Source organism: Paraburkholderia sp. LEh10 (genome assembly GCF_017814945.1).
Classification (GTDB): Bacteria; Pseudomonadota; Gammaproteobacteria; order Burkholderiales; family Burkholderiaceae; genus Paraburkholderia.
The window spans coordinates 16,561-37,398 of the sequence record NZ_JAGIPX010000004.1; the positions used below are offsets into that span (position 1 = coordinate 16,561).

Annotated in this window: 14 protein-coding genes; 10 read left to right on the forward strand and 4 right to left on the reverse strand. The window is 65.2% G+C overall.

Annotation, left to right across the window (positions count from 1 at the left end; genetic code table 11):
• The first annotated feature begins 99 nt into the window (after window positions 1–99).
• From J8I87_RS04305 to J8I87_RS04325, 5 genes are all read left to right on the forward strand, one after another.
• Window positions 100–606 carry a MerR family transcriptional regulator gene (locus J8I87_RS04305; protein ID WP_209930221.1) on the forward strand — a complete coding sequence of 169 codons (507 nt, stop codon included), beginning with the start codon at window positions 100–102 and terminating at the stop codon, window positions 604–606.
• A 69-nt stretch (window positions 607–675) separates the two neighbouring features.
• On the forward strand, window positions 676–1,512 hold the full coding sequence (locus J8I87_RS04310; RefSeq protein WP_209930222.1) for a M90 family metallopeptidase: 837 nt from the start codon (window positions 676–678) through the stop codon (window positions 1,510–1,512).
• Between the two features lie 171 nt (window positions 1,513–1,683).
• Window positions 1,684–1,947, forward strand: a complete 264-nt coding sequence (locus J8I87_RS04315) for a type B 50S ribosomal protein L31 (protein WP_209930223.1) — start codon at window positions 1,684–1,686, stop codon at window positions 1,945–1,947.
• Window positions 1,948–2,287: 340 nt separating this feature from the next.
• The gene (locus J8I87_RS04320; protein ID WP_209930224.1) at window positions 2,288–4,045 is read left to right on the forward strand and encodes an ArnT family glycosyltransferase; all 1,758 of its coding nucleotides are present in this window, start codon (window positions 2,288–2,290) and stop codon (window positions 4,043–4,045) included.
• A gap of 2 nt (window positions 4,046–4,047) precedes the next feature.
• Entirely contained in the window at window positions 4,048–5,427 is a 1,380-nt protein-coding gene (locus tag J8I87_RS04325) for an MATE family efflux transporter (protein WP_209930405.1), read from the forward strand.
• A gap of 235 nt (window positions 5,428–5,662) precedes the next feature.
• On the opposite strand, the gene J8I87_RS04330 is transcribed toward J8I87_RS04325, so the two are convergent.
• Both J8I87_RS04330 and J8I87_RS04335 read right to left on the reverse strand, forming a co-directional pair.
• On the reverse strand, window positions 5,663–6,073 hold the full coding sequence (locus J8I87_RS04330) for a carboxymuconolactone decarboxylase family protein (protein WP_209930225.1): 411 nt from the start codon (window positions 6,071–6,073) through the stop codon (window positions 5,663–5,665).
• Complete coding sequence (locus J8I87_RS04335) at window positions 6,070–6,486, reverse strand: MerR family transcriptional regulator (RefSeq protein WP_209930226.1); 417 nt, start codon at window positions 6,484–6,486, stop codon at window positions 6,070–6,072. Before J8I87_RS04335 ends, J8I87_RS04330 begins: the two co-directional genes overlap by 4 nt.
• 162 nt (window positions 6,487–6,648) lie before the next feature.
• On the opposite strand from J8I87_RS04335, the gene J8I87_RS04340 reads away from it, so the two are divergent.
• The 4 genes from J8I87_RS04340 to J8I87_RS04355 all read left to right on the forward strand — a co-directional run bounded on the left by J8I87_RS04340 (window position 6,649) and on the right by J8I87_RS04355 (window position 16,450).
• Window positions 6,649–12,708, forward strand: coding sequence for an Ig-like domain-containing alpha-2-macroglobulin family protein (locus J8I87_RS04340; protein WP_245253691.1), 6,060 nt, complete (start codon window positions 6,649–6,651; stop codon window positions 12,706–12,708).
• 11 nt (window positions 12,709–12,719) lie between these two features.
• Entirely contained in the window at window positions 12,720–15,152 is a 2,433-nt protein-coding gene (pbpC, locus tag J8I87_RS04345; protein ID WP_209930228.1) for a penicillin-binding protein 1C, read from the forward strand.
• Between the two features lie 185 nt (window positions 15,153–15,337).
• Window positions 15,338–15,868 (forward strand): helix-hairpin-helix domain-containing protein, encoded by a 531-nt coding sequence (locus J8I87_RS04350; protein WP_209930229.1) that lies wholly within the window; start codon window positions 15,338–15,340, stop codon window positions 15,866–15,868.
• 138 nt (window positions 15,869–16,006) lie between these two features.
• Window positions 16,007–16,450 (forward strand): YidB family protein, encoded by a 444-nt coding sequence (locus tag J8I87_RS04355; protein ID WP_209930230.1) that lies wholly within the window; start codon window positions 16,007–16,009, stop codon window positions 16,448–16,450.
• A 131-nt stretch (window positions 16,451–16,581) separates the two neighbouring features.
• Here J8I87_RS04355 and clpB read toward each other — a convergent pair whose 3' ends face one another.
• The gene (clpB, locus tag J8I87_RS04360) at window positions 16,582–19,179 is read right to left on the reverse strand and encodes an ATP-dependent chaperone ClpB (RefSeq protein WP_209930231.1); all 2,598 of its coding nucleotides are present in this window, start codon (window positions 19,177–19,179) and stop codon (window positions 16,582–16,584) included.
• Window positions 19,180–19,497: 318 nt separating this feature from the next.
• Window positions 19,498–20,016 carry an Rrf2 family transcriptional regulator gene (locus J8I87_RS04365; RefSeq protein ID WP_209930406.1) on the reverse strand — a complete coding sequence of 173 codons (519 nt, stop codon included), beginning with the start codon at window positions 20,014–20,016 and terminating at the stop codon, window positions 19,498–19,500.
• Between the two features lie 238 nt (window positions 20,017–20,254).
• Here J8I87_RS04365 and J8I87_RS04370 point away from each other — a divergent pair, with 238 nt between their 5' ends.
• Window positions 20,255–20,803 (forward strand): group III truncated hemoglobin, encoded by a 549-nt coding sequence (locus J8I87_RS04370; RefSeq protein ID WP_245253692.1) that lies wholly within the window; start codon window positions 20,255–20,257, stop codon window positions 20,801–20,803.
• Window positions 20,804–20,838 lie beyond the last annotated feature (35 nt).

The following is a 20,838-nucleotide window of genomic DNA, read 5'->3' on the forward strand; positions in this document are numbered from 1 at the left end:
TTTTTCTTTTCAGCACATTCCGATCGCTGCACGCGCATGCATCTGAACGTACACGTTTATCTATAATTCTTTACGTCCCGCCGATCCATCAACCTTCCCATGCCGAACGACGCTTCCTCCACTCTGCTGACCGTGCGCGACGCAGCCGAACGTCTGAACGTCACGCCGCGCACGCTCAAGTACTACGAGGAACGCGGCCTCGTCACGCCGAGCCGTAGCGAAGGCCGCTATCGGCTTTACGACGAGGCCGATCTCGAGCGCTTTGCGCGCATCCTGCGGCTGCGCGCGCTCGGCTTCTCGCTGGCGGGCATCACCGAGATGCTGAAGCGCCCGCTCGAAAAAACGGAAAGCGGACGCAGCGGCTACTCGATGGAATCGCTGCGCCAGATCCGCGACGGCCTTGCACAGCAGGTCGACTCGCTCGATGCGCGCATCGAGTCCGTGCGGCGCGAGCTGAAGGAAGCGCAAAAGCTGAAGGCCGAACTGAGCGACGATCTCGACTATGTGCAGCGGCGTCTCGACGGCGAAAGCGCCGATGAACTGATTCAAAAGCGGCGCGCCGCGGCTGCGCTGAAGCGCGCTGCCGGCAAGGGCGAGAAAGCGTAAACGTCGCGGTTTAGAATCGATTCGATCCGACACATATCGACCACGCAAGCGAAGACAGACACCGGCGCGATGTTTTCCAAACTCACTCAATGGCTCGACACGCGCCGCCGCGACCGCGCGCTGCGCACCCACGCAATCGACGACGCGCTATGGCAGGCGACCCTCGATGGCCTGCCGTTCCTTTCGCGTCTCGGCGCCGCTGACCTCGCGCGCCTGCGCGATATGACGAGCCTCTTCATCGCGCAAAAGGAGTTTTCCACCGCGCACGAACTCGAACTGACGGATCAGATCACGGTCGCGATCGCCGTGCAGGCCTGCCTACCCGTGCTGAACCTCGGGCTCGATCTGTATCGCGGCTGGGTGGGCGTGATCGTTTATCCTGGCGAGTTCGTGATCCGCAAGACGGTCGAGGACGAAGACGGCGTCGTGCACGAAGTCGAGCACGACGCGAGCGGCGAAGCGTGGGAAGGCGGCCCCGTGATCCTGTCGTGGGAAGACGCGCAGATGACGGACGGCTCGGACGCCTACAACGTCGTGATCCACGAGTTCGCACACAAGATCGACATGGTGACGGGCGAAGCCGACGGCCACCCGCCCCTCTTTCGCAGGCTGCACGCGCCGCTCGATTCCGCGCAGTGGAGCGACGTATTCGATCACGCATACGACCAGTTCTGCGCGAAGGTGGACGCCGTGCCCGAACGCCGCTGGTCGCGCTTCGAACGCGACTCGCTGATCGATCCCTACGCCGCCGATCATCCGTCGGAATTTTTTGCCGTGTGCAGCGAGGCGCTGTTCGTGAAGCCGCGCGAATTCGAGGCGGAGTATCCCGAACTCTACCGGCTGCTTGCCCGCTATTACCGGCAGGACCCGGCGCGCACGGGTGCGCTCGACCAGACGGGCGGCTGAACGAACCGAAAGCGGTCCGCCCGCCGCCGAAGCTTGCGAAAAACATCCACGAAGCTCGTCAAAGGTCTGATTTTCTGGCATAATTGCCGTTTTTCGACCTTAGGCAAGTGGCTCGCGGTTGCGGAATTCTCCGGCTCCCGGGTTGGCTACCGCCAGACTAAAGGAAAGACCATGAAAGAAGGCATTCACCCGAATTATCGCGAAGTCCTGTTCGTCGACATGTCGAACGACTTCAAGTTCGTGACGCGCTCGACCATCCAGACACGTGAAACGGCCGAATACAACGGCAAGACGTACCCGCTGGCAAAGATCGAAGTTTCGTCCGAATCGCACCCGTTCTACACGGGCCAGCAAAAGATCATGGACACGGCCGGCCGCGTCGAGAAGTTCAACAAGAAGTTCGGCGCCCGCGCATCGGGCAAGGCCGTCAAGTAATACCGCGGTATCGCACATCAGAGGCCACGACTTCCGCTCGTGGCCGAGAGATGCAAAAAGGGCAGCGCAAGCTGCCCTTTTTTGTCGGTGGAAGGTTTGTTGCGCGCGGTTCCCGGCGTGCCCCGCGGTTCGAAGCCGCTTCCCGAGCCATCACCCGCGCACGCATCCAAACCGTTCCTGCTGCCGCCGTCATAGCGCGCTTCAATACACGCCTCGGCGGGCGATTGTGACGTGCACCGCGCCACACGACTACAATGCCGCATGCCAGAATCCGAGACGCCTCCTGCGCTCCACCAATAACTGACGGCTGCCGTTCCGCGAGAGCCCACACGAATACCGCATGAGATCTGTCGTTCGCCTTACCGCCTCCGCCACCAGCGCGCTGCCGCGCTGGCTGCTGCTCACGATTTGCGTCGTGTACGCGTCGTTCGGCCTGTTCGGCCGCGATCCGTGGAAGAACGAAGACGCAGCCGGCTTCGGCGTCATGTGGACGATGGCCAACGGTTCGCTGCACGACTGGCTGCTGCCGAATCTCGTCGGCAAATACATGACGTCGGATGCGCCGCTCGGCTACTGGCTTGGCGCGAGCGCGATGCGCGTGCTCGATCCGCTCGTCGACGCGAGCAATGCGTCGCGCGTGTTCACGGGCCTGCTGTTCTGCGCGGCATGTGCGTTCGTCTGGTACGCGGCCTATCTGCTTGGCCGCCGCCCCGAAGTGCAGCCGTTCAAATATGCATTCGGCGGCGAACCCGAACCGCGCGACTATGGCCGCACGCTCGGCGACGGCGCGCTGCTGATCCTGCTCGCCACCTTCGGCCTCGCCGAGCGCGGCCACGAGGCCACACCGCAGATTGCGCAATTCGTCTGCATCGCGATGCTCGTCTACGGCCTCGTGCGGATGATCGACAAGCCCGTCCAAGGGGCGCTGATCTGGGGTTGCGCGATCGGCCTCGTCACGCTGACGAGTAGTCCCGTCCTGGTCGGCGCGCTGCTCGTCGGCACCTTCTCGATGATGGTCATCGTGCACGAGACGCACTGGCGCACGCTGATGCTGGCCGGCTTGCCTGTCGCGCTGGCGTTGTCGGTCGCGTGGCCGCTCGCGGCCATCGCGCTCTACCCCGACGACGCCGTATGGTTCCTCCATCAGTGGATGCGCGGCAGCCTGCATGCGTTCGCGGGCCCGTATGGTTCGACGCTGCGCTATGCCGTCAAGAACCTGCCGCTTTTCGCGTGGCCCGCGTGGCCGCTCGCGATCTGGGCATGGTTCAGTTGGGCCGGGCTGCGGCGCGCGCCGCACGTCGCGATTCCGCTGTCGGTGATCACGCCGCTGCTCATTCTCGTCGTGCTGCAAAGCCAGGGGTCGAACCGTCTCTACATGCTGCTGATGCCCGCGCTCGCGGTCATCGCCGCGTTCGCGCTGCCGACGCTCAAGCGCGGCGCAATCAACGCGATCGACTGGTTCGCCGTGTTGAGCTTCACCGTGCTCGGCACGTTCGTCTGGCTGGTGTGGCTCGCGGGCATGACGGGCTTTCCGCATCAACTGGCGCGCAATCTCGCGCGGCTCGCGCCCGGCTTCAGCCCGCAGTTCAAGATTCTGTCGTTCGTGTGCGCGGTGGCCGTCACGGTGTGCTGGTTCGCGCTCGTCCAATGGCGCGTCGCGCGGCATCCGAAGGTGCTGTGGCGCAGCGTCGTGCTGTCGAGTGCGGGCACGACGCTGATGTGGGTGCTGCTGATGACGCTGTGGCTGCCCGTCGTCAACTATAGCCGGACCTACAAGGACGTCGCCCAGCAGATCGCCGCGCATTTGCCGTCCGACTACAACTGCATCTCACCCGTGCGTCTCGGCGACGCGCAGATCGCGACGTTCGCCTATTTCGGCGACATGCACTTTTCGTTCGATGAAGACTGCGACGTGATCCTGCGCCAGGACACGCAGGACTTCGGCGAGCCGAGCGCGATGTCGAACTTCGTCTGGAAGCTCGTCTGGGAAGGCCGCCGCGTTGCGGACCGCGACGAACGTTTCCGGCTGTACGTACGCATCGATCGCCCGCAGCCGCCCGTCAAGCGCCGCCCTTGGCGTCCGAAGAAAAGCGGCTGACCATGTTCGCCGATGTGCGGAAAATCGCCGGGCTTGCATGGCCCGTGCTGATTGGCCAACTCGCGATCATCGCGTTCGGCGTGATCGATACGGCGATGGTCGGCCGCTACTCGGCGACGGATCTGGCCGCGCTCGGCCTCGGCTCGTCGATCTACATCTCGGTGTATATCGGCCTGACGGGCATCCTGACCGCGCTGCAGCCGATCGCCGGTCAACTGTACGGCGCGGCGCGCTACGAGGAGATCGGCGAGGAAGTGCGCCAGTCGCTGTGGCTCGCGGCCGCGCTCGCTGTCATCGGGTTTCTGATCCTCTACTTTCCTCATCCGCTGCTGCAACTTGCGCGCGCGCCCGAAGCGCTGCGCGAGCGCACCGTGTCCTATCTGCAGATTCTCGCGTTCGGCTTGCCCGCGAGCCTCACGTTTCGTGTCTATAGCTCGCTGACGAACGCCGTGGGCAAGCCGCGGCTCGTGATGATCCTGCAGATCGGCGCGTTGCTGCTGAAGCTGCCGCTCAACACGTGGCTGATTTTCGGCGGGCCTGGCGTGTCCGCGCGCGGCGGCCCGGGCGCCGCGCTCGCCAGCATCACGATCAACTGGGCGCTCGCCATCGTCGGCATGCTGGCGATGACGAAGCTCGATGTGTTCAGCCCGTTTGCGATCTTCCGGCACTTCTGCTGGCCCGTCTGGAAGCGGCAAGCTGCGCAGTTGAGGCTCGGCGTGCCGATGGGCCTGTCGTATCTGATCGAAGTCACGTCATATACGTTCATGGCCCTCTTCATCGCGCGCTTCGGCACGACGACGCTCGCCGGCCATCAGATCGCGGGCAACATCGGCGCGGTGCTGTACATGACGCCGCTGTCGATCGGGATCGCGACATCGACGCTGGTTGCGCAGGCGCTCGGCGCGCATCGCTACGAAGCGGCCCGCACGCTCGCGCGGCACGGCATCGTGATGGCGATGGCGATCGCGTGCTGCTATGGCGTAATCGTGCTCGCGCTGCGGCCGGTGATCATCGCGGGCTATACGCCGAACGCGCATGTCGCGGCGGCGGCGATGCCGCTGGTGCTGATCGTCGTCTTCTACCATGTGTGCGATGCGCTGCAGATCACGTCGGCATTCGTGCTGCGCGCATATCGCGTGGCCGTCGTGCCGACCGTGATCTATGCCGTCGCGTTGTGGGGCGTTGGAATCGGCGGCGGCTACGCGCTCGGCTTCGACGTCGGCGGATGGGTGCCCGACTCTTTCACGGGCGCGCGCGGCTTCTGGCTGGCGAACACGGCGAGCCTGCTGATTGCGGGCGCCGGTCTCGCCGCCTATCTGCGCAGGATCAGCGCGCGCTCGGCGCACACGGGCCGCGCGCAGCAGGCGGATGACGCCGTGTGACGACGCCCGCCAGGCAGTGCGCGGCCGCTGACGTATCGCCGCCTGCGAGCGCGTGTCACAAGCGATCGCCAGCCTTGCGACGCGCGCTCATCTTCGTCGTCTCGATCCTGACGACATCTCATTGAAGACTGGGGTCCAGCGTGTGCCGCATTCGCCGTTTGGAAGGATGCAGTAGCAACAGACCGTTAGTTGCGTTCGAAACACCTTGTCCTGCTTGCAATGTCGCTTGCCGCGGCTAGTCCGCCACCTCCGCCGCCTTCTCCTCATCCCGCCGCTCGAACACCTCGCGTGCCGCGAAGAGCGCATTCAACGCCGCCGGAAATCCCGCATAAACGGCCATCTGGATGAACACCTCGACGATCTCGTCGCGTGTGCAACCGACGTTCAACGCCGCCTCGACATGCACCTTGAGCTGCGGCTGCGCGTTGCCCAGCGCGGCGAGCGCCGCGATCGTCGCGATCTCCCTTGAGCGCAGGTCCAGTTGCGCACGGCTGTACACATCGCCGAACGGAAACTCGATCAACATACGTGCGAAATCGGGCGCAATTGGCGCAAGCGCCGCGATCACCTTCTCCCCTGCCGTTCCGTCGATTTCCTTCAGCTTGTCCCAGCCGCGTGCATAGCGGTCATCGTGTGCGTGTTTCATAGTGAGTCCTTTACGAATGATTGGTCGATATGTCCAGTCGATGACGCCTCATGTCCGGCTGCTTCGTACACCGCGATCTTGTCGTCGATTGCGGCGAGATTAGTCTGCAGCTCCTCGATGCGCGCCAGCACGGCATCGCGATGCTCGATCAGCATCGCGCGACGCGCGCCGATCGTTGCGTCGCCTTCGGCGCGCAGCGCGGCAAACGCCTGCATGCCCGCGATCGGCATGCCTGTCGCCTTCAGGCGCATCACGAACTGCAGCCAGTCGAGATCGGCGGGGGAATACAGACGATGCCCCGCATCCGTGCGGCCAATGGGGCGTAACAATCCCGCCTGCTCGTAGTAGCGCAGCGTATGCGTGGAGACGCCGCTCGTCGCGGCGACCTGACCGATCGTGAGAGCTTTCGACATGACGGAACTCAGGTTAGGACTTCGAGTGAACTCTAAGTCAAGCGCAATCTGGTCGCTAACAAAATTCGACACAATTCCACGAAACGCGCGGGCAGAGGCGCTGCACGCATCGGCTAGAATCGGCTGCCATCTGAAAGAAAAATGAAACCGGGAGCGCAGTCGATGCAAAGCGTGGCAAGCGGCACCAACAAACGCAAGTGGATCGGGGCAACTGAAGCGGCTGTGACGCTCGCCCTGCTCGCCGCCGTCGCCTGGCGCGCCGACGCAGCACGCATCACGCAAGTCTCGCCGCAAGGCAAGGTCGCGCAGGTGCGGCAGGTGGTCGTCAAGTTCGACGAAGCGATGGTCCCGTTCGGCGCACCCAATCTGCCCGCGCCCGCGCGCGTCAAATGCGGCGACGCGGCCGCCAGCGCCGGCCAGCCGCGCTGGATCGACGACAAGACCTGGGCGTGGGACTTCAACGCCGATCTGCCGCCGGGCGTCGCCTGTTCCGTCGATCTCAACGATGGCCTGAAGTCGTCGGCAGGCAACCCGCTGACGGGTCCGCGCCACTACGCGTTCGAAACAGGCGGTCCGTTCGTGCAGAGCGTCGAGCCGTACGGCGGTGAGATCGAGGAAAACCAGATTTTCATCGTGCGTCTGAACGGGCAGGCGACGGACGCGTCGGTGCGTCAGAACGTGTGGTGCGAATCGAGTGGACTTGGCAACCGCATCCCGGTGACGGATGTCGATGCCGCGACGCGCACAGCGCTGCTCAAGCGTTTCCGTCTGCAAAAGGAAGCGGCGCGCGTGCTGACGCTGCAGTGCCAGCAGGCGCTGCCGTCCGGCACCAAGGCGCAGCTCGTCTACGGCAAGGGCGTCGCGAGTCCGGGCGGCATCGCGAACGACGTCGAGCGCCGCTTCGACTTCACGGTGCGCGAGCCGTTCGCGGCGAGCTTTAGTTGCGAGCGCGAAAACGCGAAGGCGCCGTGTACGCCATTGCGTCCGCTGCGCGTGCAGTTCAACGCGCCGATCGCGCGCGCCGACGCGGAAAGAATCCGCCTCAAAGGGCCAAAAGGCGACCTCAAGCCGACCTTCTCGCCCGACGACAAAGACGCGCAGACCAGCGCGGTCGAGTTCGCCGCGCCGCTGCCCGAGCGCGCCGAGCTGACCATCGAACTGCCGCCGGACCTCAAGGACGCGAGCGGCCGAGGGCTGACCAACGCGGACCTGTTCCCCCTGAAGACCACGACGGCCGCGCTGCCGCCGCTCGCGAAGTTCTCGTCGGGCACGTTCGGCATCATCGAGCGGTTTGCCGAGCCGGACATGCCCGCGCTCGTGCCTGTCACGCTGCGCAATGTCGAGGCCGATCTGCATATCGCGGGGCTCAACGCGGGCGGCGCACAGTTCACGAAGCTGCGCGTCGATGCCGATCTCGACATCCGGCGCTGGATGCGCAGCGTCGAGCGCTTCGACGGCTTCACGATGAACCGCGCATGGATCAACGAGCAGATGCCGCAACTGCTCGCGCACAATCCGCATCCCGTCATCGTGCCGCGTCAAGGCGAAGACCTGGACCCGAACGAAGACCGCAAGAACCCGCAGATCGACTTGCGCTCGCTGTCGCTGCTCGCCGGTCAGCCAAACGTCGAAAGGCTCGCGCTGCCGAAGGCCGAGCCGAAAACGCTGCGCCCTTTCGAAGTGGTCGGCGTGCCCATCACGAAGCCAGGCTTTTATGTGATCGAACTCGCGTCGCCCGCGCTCGGCGCGTCGCTGCTCGGCAAACAGGCGCCTATGTACGTGCGCACGGCCGTGCTCGTCACGAACCTCGGCGTGCATTTCAAGCAGGGACGCGAGAACAGCGTCGTATGGGTGACGACGCTCGATAAAGGCCAGCCCGTGCCGAACGCCGACGTGCAGGTGAGCGACTGCAACGGCGACGCGCTGGCGTCGGGCAAGACCGACGCGCACGGCGTTCTGGCCATCAACCAGCCGTTGAGCGCGCGCGCCGCGTGCAACGAAGACAGCTTCGAGGGCCTGTTCGTGTCCGCGCGCATCGACGATCCGAAAACGGGCCACGACATGGCGTTCGTGCGCTCGGACTGGAATCGCGGCATCGAAGCGTGGCGCTTCAACGTGCCGACGGACACGAGCGCCGATCAGACCGTGCGCGCGCATACCGTGTTCGACCGGACGCTGCTGCGCGCGGGCGAAACGGTGTCGATGAAACATATGATCCGCGCCGAGACGATGCGCGGCCTCGCGTTCCCGAAGACGTATCCGACGCGCGTGACGATCCGTCATCTCGGCAGCGGGCAGACATGGCACATGCCGCTCAAGTGGACCGCCGATCACACAGCGGACTCGACGTTCGCGATTCCCGCCTCGGCGAAGCTCGGCGAGTACAGCGTGACCCTCGACGATGGCGATCCGAACGCGTCCGCGCAAAACGTGGACAACGCAAGCAACGAAGCGGACGACGACAGCGATGCCGGTTCCGCGCGGCACAGTTATTCGTCCGGCAGCTTCCGCGTCGAGGAATTCCGGCTGCCCGTGTTCAAAGGCACGATTGCCGTGCGCGACGAGAAGACTCGTCCCCTCGTCGCCGCGAGCGAGGCGCCGCTTGCGCTGCAGATCGACTATATGTCGGGCGGCGGCGCGTCGGGGCTGCCCGTGCAGGTGTCGGCGCTGATGAAAAGCACGACGCCCGGGTTTGCCGGCACCTATCCCGAGTTCAGCTTCGCGCCGTACAGAAAGCGCAATGAGACCAATGCGTCGTCGGACGACGAGGAAAGCGAACCGGCATCCGACGATGACACGTCGAAGCTGATCGCCGACAAGGAACCCGTGACGCTCGACCGCAACGGCTCCGGCAGCCTGACCTTGAAGAGCCTGCCCTCCGTCAACGCACCGAAGCGTCTCGCGCTCGAAGCCACCTTCGCCGACCCGAACGGCGAAGTGCAGACCATCAGCGGCAGCGCGACGCTCTGGCCCGCGGCCGTCGTCGCGGGCGTGAAGTCGGGGCAATGGGTATCGGTGGGCAACACCGTGCCCGTGAAGGCGCTGGCCGTCGATCTGCAAGGCAAGCCGCGCGCCGGCGTGCCGCTCGAAGTGCGCGGCATCGCACGCATCACGATCTCGTCGCGAAAGCGGATGGTCGGCGGCTTCTATGCGTACGACAACCACACGGAAACGAAGGACCTCGGCACGCTCTGCACCGGCAAGAGCGACGACCACGGCCTGATGACGTGCGACGCGACGCTCAAGGAAGCGGGCAACGTCGATCTCGTCGTGACGGCGAAGGACGGCGACGGCCACGTGTCGACGGCCGCGACGTCCGTCTGGGTCACGCGCGAGGAAGACCTGTGGTTCGGCGGCGAAAACACCGACCGCATCGACGTGCTGCCGGAAAAGACCGCCTACGAACCCGGCGAGACGGCCCGCTTCCAGGTGCGCATGCCCTTTCGCTTCGCGACGGCGCTCGTGGCCGTCGAGCGCGAAGGCATCGTCGAAACGCATGTCGTGAAGCTGGACGGCAAGGACCCGACCGTCGAACTCAAGGTGAACGAAGCGTGGGGGCCGAACGTGTATGTGTCGGTGCTCGCGCTGCGCGGGCGCATCCGCGACGTGCCGTGGTACTCGTTCTTCACGTGGGGCTGGAAGGCGCCCCTCGAATGGGCGCGCGCGTTCTGGTACGAAGGCCGCTATTACGAGGCGCCGACGCCGCTCGTCGATCTGTCGAAGCCCGCATTCCGCTATGGTCTCGCCGAGATCAAGGTCGGCACGGCGGCGCACCGGCTCGCCGTGACGGTCACGCCCGACGCGAAGTCGTACGCGGTGCGCGGCAAGGCGCACGTGAAGCTGCGCGTGCAGATGCCGGGTGGCCGGTCCGCGCCGGCAGGCACGCAGATCGCGGTGGCCGCCGTCGACGAAGCGCTGCTCGAACTGATGCCGAACACCAGCTGGGACGTGCTCGACGCGATGCTGCAAAGGCGCGCCTATGGCGTCGAAACAGCGACCGCGCAGATGGAGATCGTCGGGCGCCGCCACTTCGGACGCAAGGCCGTGCCGGCGGGCGGCGGCGGCGGACACAGCTCGACGCGCGAGCTGTTCGACACGCTGCTGTTATGGAATCCGCGCGTGACGCTCGACGCAAACGGTGAAGCGTTCATCGACGTCCCGCTCAACGATTCGCTGACGAGCTTTCGCATCGTCGCGATCGCCGCTGTCGGTGACGGCGCGTTCGGCACGGGCAGCACGTCGATCCGCAGCACGCAGGACCTGCAACTGATCTCCGGCTTGCCGCCGCTCGTGCGCGAAGGCGACCAGTTCCGCGCGCAGTTCACGGTGCGCAACACCACGGCGCGCGCGATGAAGGTCGCCGTCACGCCAAACGTGCCGGGGCTGTCGTTGCAGCCGCAAACGGTCGACGTCGCGGCGAACGCGGCGCGCGAAGTCGCGTGGACGGTCACGCCGCCCGATGGTCTTTCCGAGGCCACGCCCGCCGCGCTGACATGGAGCATCGCGGCAACGGAGCAAGGCGCAGCGCACGCGGCGGACGCGCTCAAAGTCACGCAGCGCGTGACGGCCGCCGTGCCCATCACCGTGCAACAGGCGACGCTCACGCAAATCGACGGCTCGTTCTCGCTGCCCGTCGCAGCGCCGCCCGATGCAACGACGACGCAAGCGGGCGCGCTGCGCGGCGGCATCGCGGTGTCGCTGCAATCGAAGCTGTCCGACGGCATGCCGGGCGTGCGGCGCTGGTTCGAGCGCTACCCGTATAGCTGCCTCGAACAGCAGACCTCGGTTGCGCTCGGCTTGCGCGACGCGGCGCGCTGGCAAGCCGTGGTCGCGCGCATGCCCGTCTATCTGGACCGCGACGGCCTCGCGAACTACTTCCCGCCCGGCGACGACAGCGGCAACACGGGCAGCGTGACGCTCACCGCTTATCTGCTGTCCGTGACCGACGAGGCCGCGAAGCTCGACCCGCGCTTCGCGCTGCCCGACGACCTGCGCGCGAAGCTCGAAGACGCACTCGTGAACTTCGTCGAAGGACGGCTCGCGCGCAATGTCTGGGCGCCGCGCCAGGATCTCGACCTGCGCAAGCTCGCCGCGCTCGAAGCCCTGTCGCGGCACGGCGCCGCGCGCGCCAGCATGCTTGCGTCGATCGAGATCGCGCCGAACCAGTGGCCGACCTCGGCCGTGCTCGACTACTACGCCGTGTTGTCACGCGTGAAGGACATCGCGCAGCGCGACGAAAAGCTCGCGCAGACCGAGCAGATCATTCGCTCGCGGCTCACGTATCAAGGCACGCGGCTCTCCTTCTCGACGGCTGGTAACGACGATCTCTGGTGGCTGATGACGGGCACTGAAACCAACGCGGCTCGCACCGCGCTCACCTTCGTCGACCGGCCTGGCTGGAAGGACGAGATGCCGCGCCTCGTCGCGGGGTTGCTCGCATTGCAGAGGAACGGCGCATGGCAGACGACGACCGCGAACCTGTGGGGCTCGATTGCTGTCCAGCGCTTCTCGCAGGTGTTCGAGAGCATGCCCGTCGCGGGGCAAACGAAGCTGCAACTCGGCACGACGGACAAAACGATTTCGTGGAACCAGCCCGCTTCGGCCGCCGCGAATTACGCATCCGCGACAGCCATCACGAAGACGGCCGACACGCGCAGCCAGTTGCTGCCGTGGCCCCCTGAAGCACGCAGCGCGTCGGTCCCGCTCACGCTCACACACGACGGCGCCGGCAAACCCTGGGCGACGATCGAGAGCCTTGCCGCCGTCGCATTGAAAGCGCCGTTCGCCGCCGGATATCGGATCACGAAGACCGTCACGCCCGTCGATCCCGCCGTGAAGCGTGCGTACACGCGCGGCGACATCGTGCGCGTGCATCTCGATGTCGATGCGCAGACGGACATGACCTGGGTCGTCGTCAACGATCCCGTCCCTGCGGGCGCGACGATACTGGGCACGGGACTCGGCCGCGACTCGCAAGCGGCAACGGAAGGCGAGAAGTCGACAGGCCATGCGTGGCCGGCATTCGTCGAGCGCGGCTTCGACGGCTATCGTGCGTACTACGACTATGTGCCGAAGGGCAAGTTCTCGGTCGAGTACACGGTGCGGCTGAACAATGTCGGCACGTTCGGCCTGCCGCCGACGCGCGTCGAGGCGCTCTATGCGCCGTCGACGTTCGGCGTGCTGCCGAACGCGCCCGTCGTCGTGAAGCCATCGGCGCAGTGACGGAGCGCGCGATGAACGGCACGAACACAACGAGCCGCAACTGGACACTCAACCGTCCGTTCGATCGCGCACCGAGACTGCGAAGCCCGATTGCGTTCGCGCGCATCGCCGTGTGCGCGGTTTTGATCACGACGCCGCTCGCCGCACACGCACTGCCGACCTTCAACGACGTGCGCACGCAATGGCGCAGCTCCGACTGGCTGCTGCTCTCGCGCGACGGCGTGCCGCTGCAACGCACACGCGTCGACAAGACCGGGCGCCGCGGCGACTGGGTCGCGCTTGCGGATGTATCGCCTGCGCTGCGCGAAGCGATCGTCGTTTCGGAGGACAAACGCTTTTACGAGCACAGCGGCGTCGACTGGCGCGGCGCGGCAGCCGCTGCATGGGCGAATCTGTGGAACACGCGCACGCGTGGCGCGTCGACGGTCACGATGCAGCTGACGGGACTGCTCGACGACGATCCGCAGCACTCCGGTCAACGCTCGCTCGCGCAGAAAGCGAATCAGGCCGTGAGCGCGCTGTGGCTCGAACGCACGTGGCGCAAGGACCAGATTCTCGAAGCGTATCTGAACCTCGTGCCGTTTCGCGGCGAGACGATCGGGCTGTCCGCGTTGTCGATCACGCTGTTCAACAAGGCTCCCTCCGGCCTCGACGAGCGCGAAGCCGCCGTCGCCGCCGCGCTGATCCGCGCGCCGAACGCGTCGTATGCGAAGGTCAGCGACCGCGCGTGCCGTATCCTGCGCGACATGAAAGCGCCCGAGCGCTGCGCGAATCTCGCGAGCTTCGTGCAGCTCGCGTTCGCGCGCCCCGCTCCCGCGCTGCTGTCCGTCTCGCCCGATGAAGAAACGCTCGCGCCGCATTTCGCGCGACGCGTCGCCAGCGAAACGCAGCCCACGGCAGGCGCGCGGATCACGAGCACGCTCGACGCGAGGCTCCAGCGTTTTGCCAGCAATACGCTCACGCGCACCCTCGTCGAGCTCAACGCGCCCGCGCATCCGCGCAACGTGCATGACGGCGCTGTCGTCGTGCTCGATAACGCGACAGGCGACGTGCTAGCGTGGGTCGGATCGTCGGGCGGCCTGTCGGGCGCGCGCGATGTCGATACCGTGCTCGCGCGCCGCCAGGCGGGCTCGACGCTCAAACCGTTCCTCTATGCGCAGGCCATCGACGAAAGGCGGCTCACCACGGCATCGCTGCTCGACGACGCGCCGCTCGATCTCGCGGCGGGAGGCGGCCTCTACATTCCGCAAAACTACGACAAGGACTTCAAGGGCTGGGTGAGCGTGCGCACGGCGCTCGGTTCGTCGCTGAACGTGCCCGCCGTGCGCACGCTGGTGATGGTCACGCCGCATCGCTTCGCGAAGACGCTCACCGCTCTCGGCCTGCCGCTCGCCCAAAGCGGCGACTACTACGGCTATTCGCTTGCGCTCGGCAGCGCGGACGTGACGCTGCTGTCGCTGACCAATGCGTATCGTGCGCTCGCCAACGGCGGCGTCGCGGCACCGACGGCAGACCTGCGAGTTCACACGAATGCGCCCTCGCCGCAACGCCGCGTCTTCAGTGCCGACGCGAGCTACATCATCACGACCGTCCTGTCCGACAACAACGCCCGCACGCGCACATTCGGCTTCGACAGTCCGCTTGCGACGCGCTTCTTTTCGGCCGTGAAGACGGGCACCAGCAAGGACATGCGCGACAACTGGACGATCGGCTACACGTCGCGCTATACGGTGGGCGTCTGGGTCGGCAACGCCGACGGCCAGCCGATGTGGGACGTATCGGGCGTGACGGGCGCAGCGCCCATCTGGGCCGCGATCGTCGGCTATCTGCACGGGCGCGTGCCGAGCGCCGCGCCGCCCGCGCCGGCGGGCGTCGTGCAGGCGCGCGTGCGCTTCGATGGAAACGTCGAGCCCGCGCGCAACGAATGGTTTCTGAGCGGCACGCAAACGCCTGTCGTTGCGCTCGCCGCGAATACCGCCACGACGGACAACTCACCCGCCGTATCGGGAGGAGCGCATTCGCCGCCGACTGCGCGCGCGTCGATGCTCACGGGCATGGCTTCATCCCGCGCCGCCGCGCCGCGCATCGGCTCGCCCACGGACGGCACGCTGTTCGCGCTCGACCCCGATATTCCCGCCGCGCGCCAGCGCATCGTGTTCGAACGCGTGAGCGGCTCGTCGGCGCGCAGCAACTGGCGTCTCGACGGCAAGCCCCTCGGCCGCGACGAGCGCGTGCTGTGGCTGCCCTGGCCGGGCCGGCATGTGCTCGAACTCGTCAATGCGGACGGCGCGAACACCGATACCGTGCGCTTCGAAGTGCGCGGCGCGACGGCGCGCGATGCTCCGCTGTCGCGGACAGGCGGCCGCGACGCGACGCCGTCGCCGCATCGACGTCCGCTGCCGTCCGCGCAGCATGACGGCCCGGCGAACGGGCAAAAGCGATAAATTTGGTTCGCGTCGATTGTCTTGTCACGATCCCGCCGGTATAAATCGGCGGAATCGCGCGAGGCCCGACGTCGTTCGTTCGGTTAAAGAGGACAGTAAATTGTCCTATGCTTGAACGCAGTGCTTGCTAACGTGAATGCGTCGTCCGTTCCGGCTACCTGTTCGCCCTCAATGGAGTGATTGCCATGTTGAAGAAGCTCTTGATGCTGTGCGTTGCGCTCGTCCTGTCGCTGTCGGCGGGTTTTGCGGCCGCCGTCGAAGTGAATACGGCCGACCAGGCCGCGCTCGAATCGGTCAAGGGCATCGGCCCGGTTCACGCGAAAGCGATCATCGACGAACGCACGAAAAACGGCCCGTTCAAGGATGCTGACGATCTCGCCAACCGGGTCAAGGGTATCGGCCAGAAGTCGGTGAAGAATCTCGAAGCGGCGGGCCTGACGATCAACGGCTCGTCCGCGCCGCCAATGGGCGCCAAGTCCGCGGGCACGATGTCGAAGACGACGCCTGCGAGCGCAACCACTGCGCAATCGACGGCGCCCGCCGACGCGGCATCGGGCGCGAAGGCCTCGAAGAAGAAGAGCAAGAGCGACGCGGCAGCATCCGCTGCGACCACGGCATCCGCGGCCGCGGCGCCCGCGATGGCGTCGGAGACGACTGCTTCGAAGTCGAAGAAAGCCAAAAAGAGCAAGGCTGCGTCCGCCGCTTCGGGCGCATAAGGACGCACGTCGATCGGCGTCCAGCGGCCTCACTGCCCTCACGTTTCACGTTCACGGTGCCGCGCTTTGCGCGGCGTTTCGTTCCCTGCCGGCGCGCACCTCGATGAGCATCGCGCCGGCTTCTGAAGAGAGATCGTCATGAGCCTACTCGACACCCTCGGTTCCATGCTCGGCGGCGGTAACGCGCCCGAAGGAGGCGGCCAGGCAGCGCTGGTCGCAGCCGCGCTCGAATTCATCAACAACCAGCCGGGCGGCCTGAACGGGCTGATCCAGCGATTCCAGCAAAACGGCGCGGGCGACATCATCAACTCGTGGGTCAGCACGGGCGAAAACCAGCCGATCGCCGCCGATACGCTGCATAACGTGCTCGGTTCCGAAGCCGTCGCCAATATGGCCTCGAAGGTCGGCGTCGAGCCGTCGATGGTGACAGGCCTGCTGTCGCAAGTGCTGCCGCACGTCGTCAACGCCGCGACGCCAAACGGCGAAGTGCCCGCCGACGGCAAGCTCGATGTGGGCGGCCTGAGCGGCGCGCTAGGCGCGATCAGCCAGCTCGCCGGCCTGTTCGGCAACAAGAACGCCTGAGCATCGTGTCGTTCGACAGGCGCGGCGCCTGATACGCCGCGCAAAAAAAGGGCAACGAATCGCTTCGTTGCCCTTTTGCTTTTGATAAGGAACGGATACGCCAGCGTCTGATGCATCCGTTCGCGTGCGGCTTAGTGCACCACCCGCTCGAACACGAGCTTGCCGTTTTCCACCTCGACGGGGATCACTTCCTTCGGTCCGAACTTGCCAGCCAGAATCAGCTTCGCGACGGGGTTCTCGATCTCCTGCTGGATCGCGCGCTTCAAAGGCCGCGCGCCGAACAGCGGGTCGTAGCCGACCTTGCCGATCAACTCCAGCGCCGCATCCGACACGACCAGCTGCATGTCGAGCTTCGCCAGCCGTTCGTGCACGCGCTCCAGCTGGATCTTCGCGATCGACTGGATGTTCGAGCGGTCGAGCGCATGGAACACGACGACGTCATCGATCCGGTTCAGGAACTCCGGCCGGAAATGCAGCTTCACCTCTTCCCAGACGGCATCCTTCACGGCTTCCTGCGGCTCGCCGACCATCGACTGGATCACTTGCGAGCCAAGGTTCGACGTCATCACGATCACCGTGTTCTTGAAATCGACCGTGCGGCCTTGGCCGTCCGTCATGCGGCCGTCGTCGAGCACCTGCAGCAGCACGTTGAAGACATCCGGGTGCGCCTTTTCGATCTCGTCGAGCAGGATCACGCTATACGGCTTGCGGCGCACGGCTTCCGTCAGATAGCCGCCCTCTTCGTAGCCGACATAGCCCGGCGGCGCGCCGATCAGACGTGCGACGCTGTGCTTCTCCATGAACTCACTCATGTCGATGCGGATGAGATGATCTTCCGCGTCGAACAGGAACGCCGCGAGCGCCTTGCACAGCTCCGTCTTGCCGACACCCGTCGGCCCGAGGAACAGGAAAGAGCCGTAAGGACGGTTCGGGTCCGACAGGCCCGCGCGCGAGCGGCGGATCGCGTCGGCGACGGCACTGATCGCTTCATCCTGACCGACTACACGCTGATGCAGCTTCTCTTCGATCTGCAACAACTTCTCGCGCTCGCCCTGCATCATTCGCGATACGGGAATGCCCGTTGCGCGCGACACGACTTCGGCGATCTCCTCGGCGCCGACCTGCGTGCGCAGCAAGCGCGGACGCGTCGGATTGTTCTGCTCTTCCGCCTCGGCCTTCGTGACTGTTTTCAGTTGCGCCTCGAGCTGCGGCAGCTTGCCGTACTGCAGCTCGGCGACCTTCTCCAGCTTGCCTTCGCGTTGCAGCCGCGTGATTTCCGCGCGCGTCTTCTCGATCTCTTCCTTCAACTGGGCGCTGCCCTGCACAGCCGCTTTTTCAGCCGTCCAGATTTCTTCGAGATCCGAGTATTCGCGGTCGAGCCGCTCGATTTCTTCTTCGATCAGTTGCAGGCGCTTCTGCGACGCTTCGTCCTTCTCCTTCTTGACGGCTTCGCGCTCGATCTTCAACTGGATGCGGCGGCGGTCGAGCCGGTCCATCTCTTCCGGCTTCGAGTCGATTTCCATCTTGATCTTCGACGCGGCCTCGTCGATCAGATCGATCGCCTTATCCGGCAGGAAGCGGTCCGTGATGTAGCGATGCGACAGTTCCGCCGCCGCGACGATGGCCGGGTCGGTGATGTCGACGCCGTGGTGCAGTTCATAGCGCTCCTGCAAGCCTCGCAGGATCGCGATCGTCGCCTCGACGGTGGGCTCGTCGACGAGCACTTTCTGGAAACGGCGTTCGAGCGCGGCATCCTTCTCGATGTACTTCCGGTATTCGTCGAGCGTGGTCGCACCGACGCAATGCAGCTCGCCGCGCGACAGCGCCGGCTTCAGCATGTTGCCCGCGTCCATTGCGCCTTCTGCCTTGCCGGCGCCCACCATCGTATGAATCTCGTCGATGAAGACGATGGTCTGGCCTTCGTCCTTCGCGATGTCGTTGAGCACCGCCTTCAGACGCTCTTCGAACTCGCCGCGATACTTCGCGCCCGCGAGCAGCGCCGCCATGTCGAGCGACAGCACGCGCTTGCCCTTGAGCGTCTCCGGCACTTCGCCGTTGACGATGCGCTGCGCGAGCCCTTCGACGATCGCTGTCTTGCCGACGCCCGGTTCGCCGATCAGCACCGGGTTGTTCTTGGTCCGGCGCTGGAGGATCTGGATCGAACGACGGATTTCGTCATCCCGGCCGATGACGGGATCGAGCTTGCCCGCGCGGGCGCGCTCGGTCAGGTCGATCGTGTATTTCTTCAGCGCTTCGCGCTGGCTTTCGGCGTCCTGGCTATGCACCTGCGCGCCGCCGCGCACGGCGACGATGGCCGCTTCGAGCGACTTGCGCGACAGGCCGTGTTCGCGCGCGAAACGGCCCGCCTCGCCTTTGTCGTCGGCGATGGCGAGCAGGAACATTTCGCTCGCGATGTAGGTGTCGTTGAGCTTCTGCGCTTCCTTGTCGGCCTGGTTCAACAGGCCCGTGAGGTCGCGGCCGATCTGCACGTTGCCGTCCGTGCCCCGCACTTGCGGCAGACGCGTGATTGCGTCGTTCAACGCGGTTTGCAGCGCCTGCACGTGGACGCCGGCGCGCGATAGCAGCGAGCGCGCGGAGCCGTCCTGTTGCGCGACGAGTGCGGCGAGCAGGTGGACGGGCTCGATGTACTGATTGTCATGGCCGACGGCAAGGCTTTGCGCATCGGCCAACGCTTCCTGGAATTTAGTGGTGAGTTTGTCGATTCTCATCTAGAGACCTCCAATTTCGATTACCACCAAAATGAGGCGTTTTATTTGGGTTTCAAGCGCTTTTTTGCATCAGGGAGAGGGAATTGCACGATTGGCCTCGATTCGACGCTGATCACGACATGCGGTCGGAACTGCAGCGGAAAGCCGAAGGCCAGTGTAGCCCGGCGCGTAGCCGCGCGAAAGCCGGCGACGGGCGGCAGGCAGCGGCCGCCGCACTGCGCGGCATGTGCGGCGGCGGAATCGGCGGGCGCAGGCACGCCCGGGCGTATGAAACGCCCAGGCACGAAATCTGGGCGCCCGCGGATACGGCAGAGCGGCTCAGACTCCCGCCGACGCAGCGGGCGCGGCGGGCGCCGGCACGATCGGCACGACGGTGGCGGACGGCTTGAGTCCGAGCAACGACATCAGCGGTGAAGCCGGCTCCGCGATATCGCGGATCGTATAGCGGTCGAGTTCACGGAAGAATGCTTCGCGCGCCGCTTCGAGTATGCCCTTCAGTCTGCATTGCGACTGAATGACACATTCGCGGTGGGCGCCCGGCTCGCCGCTGCCGCTGCCGTTGAAGCAGCTCACGAGCGTGAAGTCGCTCTCGGCCGCCCGCACCACCTCGCCCACCGTCAATGCCGACGAATGCTCGAATAGCCGCAAGCCGCCATTGCGCCCTCGCACGGTTTCGACCCAGCCAAGTTCGGCGAGCCGCTGAACCACCTTCATCAGATGATTCTTCGATATTCCATAGGCATCGGAGATGTCTTGTATCGTTGCCAGTCCTTCAGAACGAACTGCGAGGTAAAGCAGCACGCGCAGCGAGTAATCGGTATAGTCTGTCAGTCTCATTGAATGGCAAATCGCGACGGAGTCGACGTGCGGAATGTTCACGTCTGCTCCATTAACGCCGGCACTGCGACCGCGCAATAACATGCTTGCAACCCACATGTTATTGCCGCGTTTATCTCGTTATTTCGCGTAACTATAAACGGTAACTTTCGTTTGAAGAGCACTTTTTCTTAATTGAGTTCGCGCAGGCTTTACGTTTGCGTCTAAGCATTTGTCGCGACTCATTTTTGTATCAGATATGAAGTCCGAGATTTCTCCAGATATTCCCGCCGTCGCGCCCCTCGCCTCGCGTTTTGCCGAACCGACCGAGGACAATATCCGCGAACTTGTCTATGCGTTTTACGACCGCGTGCGCGCCGATGCGCTGCTCGGTCCCGCTTTCGAGCAGAAACTGGCCGGCCGCTGGGACGAGCACTTGCCGAAGATGTGCGTCTTCTGGGGGTCGCTTGTGTTGGGCGCGAAGCAGTATCGCGGCAACGTCCAGCAGGCGCATATGCCCCTCGCGGGCATCGAGCCGCGCCACTTCAGCCGCTGGCTGTTCCTGTTCCTGGACACGGTGGAGTCACGCTACGAACCCGCCGCCGCCGTGCGTTTCATGGAGCCGGCGCTGCGTATCGCGCAGAGCCTGCAGTTGAGCAAGTTCGGCTGGGACTATCAGATTCCCGCCGAGCAGCAGGCGTTGCTCAAACGCATCGCGCCGCGCCGCCGCCCGCGTGACGAGCACGAGCGGCCGCGCGGCGAGCCGTTTCCGACGAAGATCATCGGCAAGTCGGGCGACGATGATTGAATTGATCCAACGATTGGATTAACAGTCGGGAATTG

Coding starts and splice junctions, on each gene's coding strand:
- J8I87_RS04305 (WP_209930221.1), top strand. CDS start 100: ATGCCGAACGACGCTTCCTCCACTCTGCTGACCGTGCGCGACGCAGCC.
- J8I87_RS04310 (WP_209930222.1), top strand. CDS start 676: ATGTTTTCCAAACTCACTCAATGGCTCGACACGCGCCGCCGCGACCGC.
- J8I87_RS04315 (WP_209930223.1), top strand. CDS start 1,684: ATGAAAGAAGGCATTCACCCGAATTATCGCGAAGTCCTGTTCGTCGAC.
- J8I87_RS04320 (WP_209930224.1), top strand. CDS start 2,288: ATGAGATCTGTCGTTCGCCTTACCGCCTCCGCCACCAGCGCGCTGCCG.
- J8I87_RS04325 (WP_209930405.1), top strand. CDS start 4,048: ATGTTCGCCGATGTGCGGAAAATCGCCGGGCTTGCATGGCCCGTGCTG.
- J8I87_RS04330 (WP_209930225.1), bottom strand. CDS start 6,073: ATGAAACACGCACACGATGACCGCTATGCACGCGGCTGGGACAAGCTG.
- J8I87_RS04335 (WP_209930226.1), bottom strand. CDS start 6,486: ATGTCGAAAGCTCTCACGATCGGTCAGGTCGCCGCGACGAGCGGCGTC.
- J8I87_RS04340 (WP_245253691.1), top strand. CDS start 6,649: ATGCAAAGCGTGGCAAGCGGCACCAACAAACGCAAGTGGATCGGGGCA.
- pbpC (WP_209930228.1), top strand. CDS start 12,720: ATGAACGGCACGAACACAACGAGCCGCAACTGGACACTCAACCGTCCG.
- J8I87_RS04350 (WP_209930229.1), top strand. CDS start 15,338: ATGTTGAAGAAGCTCTTGATGCTGTGCGTTGCGCTCGTCCTGTCGCTG.
- J8I87_RS04355 (WP_209930230.1), top strand. CDS start 16,007: ATGAGCCTACTCGACACCCTCGGTTCCATGCTCGGCGGCGGTAACGCG.
- clpB (WP_209930231.1), bottom strand. CDS start 19,179: ATGAGAATCGACAAACTCACCACTAAATTCCAGGAAGCGTTGGCCGAT.
- J8I87_RS04365 (WP_209930406.1), bottom strand. CDS start 20,016: ATGAGACTGACAGACTATACCGATTACTCGCTGCGCGTGCTGCTTTAC.
- J8I87_RS04370 (WP_245253692.1), top strand. CDS start 20,255: ATGAAGTCCGAGATTTCTCCAGATATTCCCGCCGTCGCGCCCCTCGCC.